At 76.2% G+C, this 9,559-nt stretch carries 9 protein-coding genes; 6 read left to right on the forward strand and 3 right to left on the reverse strand.

Going from position 1 to position 9,559, the window contains the following annotated elements; genetic code table 11:
• Window positions 1-10: 10 nt before the first annotated feature.
• Entirely contained in the window at window positions 11-970 is a 960-nt protein-coding gene (locus Ani05nite_RS38475) for an Acg family FMN-binding oxidoreductase (RefSeq protein ID WP_377882685.1), read from the reverse strand.
• Window positions 971-1,163: 193 nt separating this feature from the next.
• Here Ani05nite_RS38475 and Ani05nite_RS38480 point away from each other — a divergent pair, with 193 nt between their 5' ends.
• Entirely contained in the window at window positions 1,164-1,859 is a 696-nt protein-coding gene (locus Ani05nite_RS38480) for a CBS domain-containing protein (protein WP_203776725.1), read from the forward strand.
• A gap of 41 nt (window positions 1,860-1,900) precedes the next feature.
• Complete coding sequence (locus Ani05nite_RS38485) at window positions 1,901-2,590, forward strand: CBS domain-containing protein (RefSeq protein ID WP_203776727.1); 690 nt, start codon at window positions 1,901-1,903, stop codon at window positions 2,588-2,590.
• A 21-nt stretch (window positions 2,591-2,611) separates the two neighbouring features.
• Here Ani05nite_RS38485 and Ani05nite_RS38490 read toward each other — a convergent pair whose 3' ends face one another.
• Window positions 2,612-3,796: a site-2 protease family protein gene (locus Ani05nite_RS38490; RefSeq protein ID WP_203776729.1), complete on the reverse strand. Its 1,185-nt coding sequence runs from the start codon at window positions 3,794-3,796 to the stop codon at window positions 2,612-2,614.
• Between the two features lie 160 nt (window positions 3,797-3,956).
• Here Ani05nite_RS38490 and Ani05nite_RS38495 point away from each other — a divergent pair, with 160 nt between their 5' ends.
• Together Ani05nite_RS38495 and Ani05nite_RS38500 are read left to right on the forward strand one after the other, a co-directional pair.
• Complete coding sequence (locus Ani05nite_RS38495; RefSeq protein ID WP_203776731.1) at window positions 3,957-4,226, forward strand: hypothetical protein; 270 nt, start codon at window positions 3,957-3,959, stop codon at window positions 4,224-4,226.
• A 277-nt stretch (window positions 4,227-4,503) separates the two neighbouring features.
• Window positions 4,504-5,538: a DUF2157 domain-containing protein gene (locus Ani05nite_RS38500; protein ID WP_203776733.1), complete on the forward strand. Its 1,035-nt coding sequence runs from the start codon at window positions 4,504-4,506 to the stop codon at window positions 5,536-5,538.
• A gap of 24 nt (window positions 5,539-5,562) precedes the next feature.
• On the opposite strand, the gene Ani05nite_RS38505 is transcribed toward Ani05nite_RS38500, so the two are convergent.
• On the reverse strand, window positions 5,563-6,411 hold the full coding sequence (locus Ani05nite_RS38505) for a hypothetical protein (RefSeq protein WP_203776735.1): 849 nt from the start codon (window positions 6,409-6,411) through the stop codon (window positions 5,563-5,565).
• Between the two features lie 207 nt (window positions 6,412-6,618).
• On the opposite strand from Ani05nite_RS38505, the gene Ani05nite_RS38510 reads away from it, so the two are divergent.
• Together Ani05nite_RS38510 and Ani05nite_RS38515 are read left to right on the forward strand one after the other, a co-directional pair.
• The gene (locus Ani05nite_RS38510; protein WP_203776737.1) at window positions 6,619-9,096 is read left to right on the forward strand and encodes a molybdopterin oxidoreductase family protein; all 2,478 of its coding nucleotides are present in this window, start codon (window positions 6,619-6,621) and stop codon (window positions 9,094-9,096) included.
• Window positions 9,096-9,559, forward strand: a 464-nt coding sequence (locus tag Ani05nite_RS38515; RefSeq protein ID WP_203776739.1) for a hypothetical protein, incomplete at its 3' end; no start/stop codon positions are given. The genes Ani05nite_RS38510 and Ani05nite_RS38515, both read left to right, overlap by 1 nt.

The raw sequence follows: 9,559 nt of genomic DNA on the forward strand, positions 1-9,559 counted from the left end.
GTCCCGCCGCTCAGCCGGCCAGCACGTCCTCGAGGGCGCGCCGCGGGCTGGGCCGCCCCGGCCGGCCGTAGCCGATCCGCAGCGCCATCTGCGGGGAGCCCGACCGGCGCAGCGAGCGGCGCAGCTGCTCGCGGGCCGCCGGCACCTCGATCGGCTGCGAGATCATCGAGCACGCCAGCCCGAGGTCGACCACCGTCAGCAGCACGTGCTGCAGCGCCTGACCGGCGACGATCTGGTCCATCGGCAGGTCACCGCGGGTGCCGAGCACCCCGACCAGCGGCTCCGGCTCGAAGTCGCGCCCCGGCGTCCGCCGGCGCTCGGCGAAGGCCCGCTGCGGCAGCAGATCCTGCGGCTCGGAGGCCGGCGCCCCGGCCGTCACGGGCACGCCGTCCGGGGCGCCGTCGGTGTGCGACCAGGCGGTCAGCTCCGCCTGGTACGCCGGGTCGCGGCGCAGCACGCGGTCCGCGCTCTGCGCGATCTCGGCGAAGACGGCCAGCGGCGTCATGCCGACGAGCAGGTCGAGCCACGCGCCCTCGGCCCGCGCCGCCGCCAGCAGCTCGATCCGGGACTGCGACGGCACCGGGTCGGACCAGAACGGCTGGCGGTTGCTGTGCCGGTGGGGGACCGCCGCGGCCAGGGCCTCCTCGGCGTAGGTGGGCGGCCGGCGCGCGCCCGGGGTGAGCCGGGCGATCACCTGGGGCTCGGCGCCCCGGGGCAGCAGCGTGACCTCCGCCGGTACGCCCAGGGCGGCCAGGGCGACCCGCGCGTTGAAGGTCGCGGCGCCGCAGGCGATGCGCAGCGCCCAGCCCGCGCTGTCGGCCGCGGCGAGCTGGCGGGACTGGTCCGCGAGCACCTCGATGCCGCCCTCGCGCAGCCGGAACCGCCACGGCTGGCTGTTGTGCAGCGAAGGGGCCCGAATGGCGGCGGCCGCGGCCGTCCGTAGCTGGGCATCGTCGTAGGCAGACATGATCACCGTGGTCCCTGTGCGCTGATCTGGTGTCCGTCCACTCTGCCGGTCGGCGGTCCGGCTGATCAGGGCCGAAAGGCCCCAATGCGGCGTTCGCCGGGGCGTTTCCGCCGGGTCCCGGCCGGACGGGCCGGTCGGCCCTGGCCCACCGGCCGGCACGTTCCTAGCGTCGGTGGTGAGTGGAGGAGGTGCGACCATGAAGCTGTGGCGCGTGGATGACGTGATGACCCGCGAGGTGCTCTCGGTCGGCGTGGACACCCCGTACCGGGAGCTGGTCGACCTGCTGATCAGCCGGCGGGTGAGCGCCGTGCCGGTCGTCGACCGGCACGACCGGGTGACCGGCATCGTCTCGGAGGCCGACCTGTTGCACAAGGTCGAGGCGGCCGGCGGGGCCAGCCCCCGGATCTTCGACGCGTGGCGCCGCCGCGGCGACCGGGCGAAGGCCGGCGGCCGGACCGCCGCCGAGGTGATGACCACGCCGGTCGTGTCGGCCGAGCCGGGGCTGTCGCTGGCCGCGGCCGCCCGCCGCATGCAGCGCGAGCACGTCAAGCGGCTCCCCGTGGTGGACCAGCAGGGTCACCTGATCGGCATCGTGACCCGCAGCGACCTGCTGAAGGTGCACCGCCGGTCGGACAGCGAGATCTGCCGCGACGTGATGGACGAGGCCCTGCGGGACACCTCGGCCGACGCCGGCGTCCCCGTGCAGGTGTCGTGCTCGGACGGCGTCGTCACCCTGTCGGGACGCGTGCACTTCCGCTCGGCCGCCGAGCGGATCGCCGGCATCACCCGGCGCGTGCCCGGCGTGGTCGACGTGGCCGACGGGCTGACCTTCGACATCGACGACAGCATGATCACCGGCTCGGAGCGCGGCACGCCGTTCGGCGTCGCGTAGCCGGCCGGTCCGTACGGCCGAGGCGACAAGGAGGCTTTCCGATGAGGACCTGGACGGTACGGGACGTCATGACCACGGCGGTGGTCACCGTCGCCGAGCACGCCCCGTACCGCGAGGTGGTCGACCTGCTGGTGGGCAACCGGTTCAGCGCGGTGCCCGTCGTCGACGGGTCCCGGCGGGTGACCGGCGTGGTCTCCGAGGCCGACCTGCTTCGCAAGATCGAGTACGCCGGCGCTGAGGCGCCCCGGCTGTTCGAGGGCCGGCGCCGCCGCGGCGAACGGGTCAAGGCCACCGGCCGCACCGCGGGCGACCTGATGAGCGCCCCGCCGGTGACGGTCCTCGCCGGCACCTCCCTCCCGGCCGCGGCGCGGCTGATGGATGCCGAGGGCGTCAAGCGGCTCCCGGTCGTCGACGACGGGGGCCGGCTGGTCGGCATCGTCTCCCGCGGCGACCTGCTCAAGGTGCACCTGCGCCCGGACGACGAGATCCTGGCCGACGTCCGCTCCGGGGTGGTGCGGCCGTTCCTGGCCGACGACGCCGACCAGGTGCAGGTCACGGTCGAGGACGGCGTGGTCGTCCTGGCCGGGGTCGTCGACCGCTGGTCGACGACCGACATCGCCGAGCGGATGACCCGCCAGGTCGCCGGGGTGGTCGAGGTCGTCGACGAGCTCGAGTACGAGTACGACGACCGCGCCATCCTCGGCGCCGGCATCGCCTACGGGATCGCCTGACCGGCGGGGCCGTCCCGACGCTCACGGCCCCGGCGGCCCGGCGACCGCCGGCGGTTCGAGGCTGCGGCCGCCGCGGCCTCGGTCCGGCGATCCGCCCAGGCCGGCGACGTCCATCGCGCGCAGGATGTCGCCGGCGGTGAGCACGCCGCAGGGCCGTTCGTGGGCCACGACGACGGCGAGGCGGAACGGGTCGTTGAGCACCGGCGCCGCGTCGGTCAACGGGCTCTGCGACTGCACCGTGCGGATCCGGGCGGCGGGTACGGCGACGTCGCCGAGGCGGGTCTCGGCCCGGCGGGGCGCGGGGACCGCGGCGAGGGCGCCCAGGACGGCGAGGCCCGTCAGCCGGCCGTCGAGGTCGACGACCGGGTATGCGGGGTGCGGGTCCGCCGCCGCGGTGCCGGCGATGAAGGCGGCGACACTCTGTCCGGTGTATCCGCACACCGGCGGGGCGGACATGACCTGCTCCACGCGGACGCCGGCCAGCGTGGTGGTCAGCCGCAGGCTTGCCGCCTCAGCGCGGGCGGCGGTGGTGAGATACCAGCCGATCAGGGCCGGCCACAGGCCGCCGAGGTGGCCCGTGACGACCGTGACGGCGATCCCGGCGGCGGCGATCAGGAGGCCCAGCCCGATCCCGGCCCGGGTGGCCGCGCGCCGGCCGAGGTCGCGGTCGCCGCTGACCCGCCACACGACCGCGCCGAGGACCCGGCCGCCGTCCAGCGGCGCGCCCGGCAACAGGTTGAACGCGGCCATCAGCGCGTTGACCACGGCCAGCCAGCCGAAGCCGACCGAGAGCAGGCGCAGGCCGCCCCACGACGTCAGCACCGTCGCGCCGGCGAACGCGGCGGCCGCGCCCAGGCTGGCCAGCGGGCCGGCCAGCGCGATCAGCAGGCCGGCGCGGGGGTGCGGCGGCTCGCCGTCCAGCTCGGACACGCCGCCCAGCAGCCAGAGGGTGATCGCGCGGACCTCGACGCCGTAGTGCCGGGCGGTCAGGGCGTGGCTGAGCTCGTGCCCGAGCAGGGCGGCCAGGAAGAGCCCGGCCAGCCCGGTGCCGGCCAGCCAGTACGCCGGCGCCCGGTAGCCGTCGACGGCCCCGGGCAGCAGCACGGTGGCCAGGCCCTGGACCAGTAGGAGCAGCACCAGCAGGACCGACCAGTGCACGCCGACCGGGATGCCCCCGACCCGGCCCAGCCGGATGCTCTGGCGCATGGTGACCGCCTCCTCACCTCACCGTGGTGGCGTCCCCGGGACTCCGCCAGGGCCGGGAGTCCCGGCCGGGGGTGCCGGTCGGCGGGTCCGGGGACGTCCCGCGCCCCCGCCGGGTCGTTCAGCTCTACCGTGCCGGCCCGGGCGGCGTCACAGTGGAACGATGAGTCCCACCACCGGGCCGGCCGGGGACCTCTTCGAGTCGCTGGCCCGCACCGCCGACGCCATCGCCGACACGGCCGAGCGGAGCGCCCGCGTGCACGACGCCGCCGTGGGCCGGCTGCCGGGCGCCGCCGAGCACGCCCGGCGGGAACGCCGGCTCGCCGCGGCGGAGCGCGCCGCGGCCGAGGCGTTCCGCCGCCACGAGATCCCCTCCCGCGCGGTGACCCAGGCCATCCGGGACTGCGGACACCAGGCGGTCGATGACAGCTGACCGGGCGTCCGGTCAGCAGATGCGCGGGAGCTGTTCGCCGCCCGCCGGCCAGCACCCGGTCCACGACGGCGATCGCGACCAGGTCGCAGGGGCGCACGCCGAGCAGTGCGTACCGGCGCCGCTGCGCGCGCCGGAGGCGAAGGTCCCGCCGGTGACCTTGTCCCGGCGACGGGCCGGACGCCTCTGGGCCACGGACCGCCGGTTGCCGCATGGTGGAGAGGCGGGCCCCCGTTCCCGTCGGCGGGCCGCCGCGCGGACACCCGGGGTGGTGACGGCGATGAGAAACACGGAGATCACCGCATTGATCGAGCGCTGGACGGCCGACGGCGTGGTCACCACCGAACAGGCCCGGCGGATGAGCGCCGACGTGCCGCCGTCCGTGCGGCGCGGGTCGCTGCTGCCGGAGGGCCTGGGCTATCTCGGCGGCGCGCTCGTCGCCGTGGCGTTGTCCCTGGCGACCGGGTGGTACTGGGCGGACCTGGGCCGGGCCGGGCGGCTCGCGGTCGTGGGCGGCGCGGCCGTCGCTTTCGCGGTGGCCGGTGCGGCCGTGCCGGCAGGAACGGCGGGGGTCGCTCGGCGGCTGCGGGCGGTGCTGTGGGCGCTGGCCTGTGCCGCCCTGTTCGGCTTCCTGGTGCTGCTGGCCGACGACTCCTTCGGCTGGAGCGGCCGGACGGCCCTGTCGTTCGCGGCGGCGCTGGTCCTGCCGTGCGCCGGCGCGCTGTGGGCGCTGCACCGGAACCCGCTGCAGCACGTCGTCACCTACGTGTCGTTCGTGGTGCTGGCCGCGTCCCTGGTGGCGCTCCTGCCCTCGGCGGGGGTCCTGCCCGGGGTGGCGGCCGGCGCCGCGGGCTGGGCGTGGGGCCTGCTGGCCTGGGGCGGCGTGGTCCGGCCGCGGCAGCTGGGCCGCGCCCTGGGCGCGCTGGGCGCGGTGGCCGGCGCCGTGGCGGTGGCCGGCGAGGGCTGGGGCGTGGCGCCCGCGGTGGCCACCCCGGCGCTGCTGATCGCCGCCGCCGTGCTGATGCGGGACGTGGTGGTGCTGGCCATCGCGGCGGTGGGCACCGTGCTGGTCGTCCCGGGGATCGTCACCCGGTACTTCCCGGGCGCCATCGGCGCGGCGCTGGCGCTGCTGGCGGCCGGCCTGCTGCTGGTCGTCGTGGCCGTGCTGACCGCGCGACGGCCACGACCGCCGCGCGCCGCCGCCGCGCCCGCCGGCGTCCGCGACTGGACCGTCGGCCCGGCCCGGATCGCCGTGGCCGGCGCGGCCGTCCTGCTCGCCGCGACCACCGTCATCGTGGTGATCGCCGGGCGGTGACCGGCCGCGCCGGACCCGGGACCGTCAGACGACCCGCAGCGTGGCCGAGACCCCCAGGTTGCCGCCGCCACAGCGCAGCCCGATGTCGTACGGTCCGGGCGGCGTGCCGGCCGGCACCGTGTAGGTCGTCCGGAAGCGCCCGGAGCTGTCCCGCGTCACCGCCGGACCGAAGCCCTCGGGCGGGAACAGCGGCGAGGTCAGGATCGCCTCGTTGTCCAGCGGGCAGGCCAGCGGCCCGCTGGTCGGGACCAGCCCGGTGAAGACGACACGGCCGCCCGCCCGTACGACGGGTGGCCGCACGGAAAGGCGGACGCGCCGGTCGCCGGCCGGGATGCCGAGGTCCGGCAGGACGATCCGGGCCGGGCCGGTGGTGATCGCGCCGACGCCCGGCCGGATCGGGTGGTCGCCGAACACCATCACCAGCGGGCCGTACCGGACCAGGTAGGCGGGGCCGCCGTCAGCGGTGGTCAGCAGCCGGCCGGCGCCGTGGTAGAGCCGGTCCACCTGGTCGAACGACATGCCGACCCGGGCGCCCACGGCGGTGCGGACGGCGTCGGTGGCGGTCTCCAGCACCGCCAGGCGGCCGCCGATGAACGTCAGCAGCAGCTCGCCCGGCCAGTCACCGAGCGAGGTGACCACCTGCCGGCCGTCGGCGTCGGGGGCGGCCGGTTCGGTGACGAGCCCGGCCGCAACCAGCGGGGCGAGGCGGCCACCGAGCCGGTACGGGCCCGCGCCGAGCACGGTCAGGACGTGGTCGGCGGCCACGGGGGCCGGCGCGGCCGCGGCCGGCGTCCCCACCCCGGCCAGGACCGCGGCCCCGGCGAGCACGAGGACGGCGGCGGAACGCAGCACGGTACGACAGCGGAAGAACATCGGGACATCACCTCGCCGGATCGACGGCAGGACGGGTACGCGACGGGCCGGGCCCGGCGCATCTCCTCAGCGTCTTCGCGGCGCCGGGCCGCCGTCAGGGGCGGAAGTCCCGAACCGGCCGGGTGACCCCGCGTGGCGGCAGCGGCGCACCCGGGCCGACGGTATGATCGGGCGGTTCCGGGCGAGCACGAACAGGCGGGCAGCACGATGGTCGATCGCATCGCCGACATCTGGGGGCCCCGCACGCCCCACCCCCGCGGGACGGTCTGGCCGGCCCGGGTCGACCAGCACCTCGAGGACGGCCTGACCGACGCGGACGTGGACCGGTGGGTCCCGAGCGCCTGTCTGCTGTGCAGCAACGGCTGCGGGTGCGACATCGCCGTCAAGGACGGCCGGATGGTCGGCGTCCGCGGCCGGGCCACCGACGTGGTCAACCACGGCCGCCTCGGCCCCAAGGGCCTGTACGGCAGCACCGTGTGGGCGCGCTCGCCCGATCGCCTCACCCGGCCGCTGGTCCGGGAGAACGGCCGGCTGGTGGAGACCGACTGGGACACCGCGATGGGCCGGATCGTCGAGGTCTCCCGGCGGCTGCTGGCCGAGAAGGGGCCGCTGTCGCACGGCTTCTACACCAGCGGTCAGCTGTTCACGGAGGAGTACTACACGCTCGCGGTGATCGGCAAGGCCGGCATCGGCACGCCGCACATGGACGGCAACACCCGCCTGTGCACGGCGACCGCCGCGGCCGCGTTCAAGGAGTCGTTCGGCGCCGACGGCCAGCCGGGCTCCTACACCGACATCGAGCACTGCGACGCGATCTTCCTGTACGGCCACAACATGGCCGAGACGCAGACCGTGCTGTGGGCCCGGATCCTCGACCGCACCCGCGCGGACGACCCGCCCGCGATCGTCTGCGTCGACCCGCGCCGTACCCCGGTCGCGGCTGAGGCCGCACGCACCGGCGGGGTGCACCTCGCGCCCCGGGTCGGCACCAACCTCGCGCTGATGAACGGCCTGGTCCGCGAGCAGTTCGTCAACGGCTGGGTGGAGGAGGAGTGGGTCCGGCGGCACACCCTCGGCGTCGACGACCTGCGCGCCGCCGTCGAGCCCTACCCGCCCGAGGAGGTCGCCCGGATCTGCGGCGTCGACGCCGGCGACCTGCGCCGCGCCGCGCGCATCTTCGGCACCTCCGGGTCCGTGCTGTCCACCGTGCTCCAGGGCTTCTACCAGTCGCACCAGGCCACCGCCGCGGCCGTCGCGGTGCACAACCTGCACCTGCTGCGCGGCCAGCTCGGCCGGCCCGGCGCGGGCGTCCTGCAGATGAACGGCCAGCCCACCGCGCAGAACAACCGCGAGTGCGGCGCCGACGGGGACCTGCCGGGCTTCCGCAACTGGGACAACGAGGCGCACGTCCGCGAGCTGGCCGCCCTGTGGAACGTCGACCCGCTGGTCATCCCGCACTGGGCGCCTCCGACGCACGCCATGCAGATCATGAGCTACGTCGAGGAGGGCTCCATCGGCCTGCTGTGGATCTCGGCGACCAACCCGGCGGTCTCCATGCCGGAGTCCGCGCGGATCCGCCGCATCCTGGCCGGCGAGCAGTGCTTCACGGTGGTGCAGGACCTCTTCCTCACCGAGACGGCGCGGCTGGCCGACGTGGTCCTGCCGGCGGCCGGCTGGGGCGAGAAGACCGGCACCTTCACCAACGTCAACCGCACTGTGCACCTGTCGCAGCAGGCGGTCGACCCGCCCGGCGAGGCCCGCAGCGACCTGGACATCTTCCTGGCCTACGCGGCGGCGATGGACTTCCGTGACGCCGACGGCCGCCCGCTGATCCGCTGGCGCACCCCGGAGGAGGCGTTCGACGCCTGGCGGGAGGCGACCCGGGGCCGGCCGGTCGACTACACCGGCCTGTCGTACGCCAGGCTGCGCGGCCCCACCGGCATCCCCTGGCCGGTCAACGAGGACGCGCCGGAGGGCACCGACCGGCTGTACGCCGACGCCGAGTTCCCGACCGCCACCGACTACTGCGAGACGTACGGCCACGACCTGCTGACCGGCGCGGCCGTCACCGAGCAGGAGCACCGGGCCCTGCGCCCGGACGGCCGCGCGTTCCTCAAGGGAGCGGCCTGGACGCCGCCGCACGAGGAGACCAGCGACGAGTATCCGCTGCTGTTCACCACGGGCCGGACCGTCTACCAGTTCCACACCCGGACCAAGACCGGGCGGTCGCGGGCCCTGCACGAGGCCGCGCCGGACGCCTGGGTCGAGCTCTCCCCGGCCGACGCCGCCGGGCTCGGCATCGCCGAGGGCGACGTGGTCCGGGTCGAGTCGCCCCGCGGCGCCGTCGAGGTACGCGCCCGGATCGGGCAGGTGATGCCCGGGGCGGTGTTCGCGCCGTTCCACTACGGATCGTGGGACCTGGACGGGGCGGCCGCGGGGGAGCGCCGGCAGGCCAACGAGCTGACCATGACCGTCTGGGACCCGGTGTCCAAGCAGCCGTACTTCAAGACCGCCGCCTGCCGGGTCACCAAGGTGCGCGACGGCGACGGCCCGGCCCCGGCCCCGACGACCGCCGCGTCGGCGCCGGCCACCGGCCGGCTGCCCGGCACGGCCGGCGGCGCGCCCACCACGAGCCGCGTGGTGCCCACCCCGGACTACCCGAACGACCCCGCCGGAGGCCGCTGATGGCGTTGGCCACCTATCTCGCGCTGGCGCACCGCAGCGAGCGGACGCTGGCCGAGTCGCTGCGGGTCGTCGGCGCCGGCCAGGCCGGCCACCCCGACGTGCTGTTCACCTGTGAAGCGCTCGCGGCGTTCAGCGACGAGCACGTCCGCCGGCTCACCCCGATCGTCGAGCGCTACGGCGAGCAGCGGCACGGCGGCGACGTGGCGGAGCCCGAGCGGCTGCACGCCGACGGCCTGGCCCAGGTCCGCTCGGGCCCGGTGGGCCTGCTGCGCGACCTGCAGGACCTGCACGTGCTCGGCACGCTGGTGCAGACCACCTGGACCGCCATCCTGCAGGCCGCCCAGGGGCTGCGCGACCGGGAGCTCATCGCCGTCGCCGAGCAGGCCGGCGGGGAGACCGCCCGCCAGTTGTCCTGGCTCAACACCCGCCTGAAGGAGGCCGCGCCGCAGGCGCTCATCGTCGG

Source organism: Actinoplanes nipponensis, from assembly GCF_016862275.1.
Lineage (GTDB): Bacteria > Actinomycetota > Actinomycetes > Mycobacteriales > Micromonosporaceae > Actinoplanes > Actinoplanes nipponensis.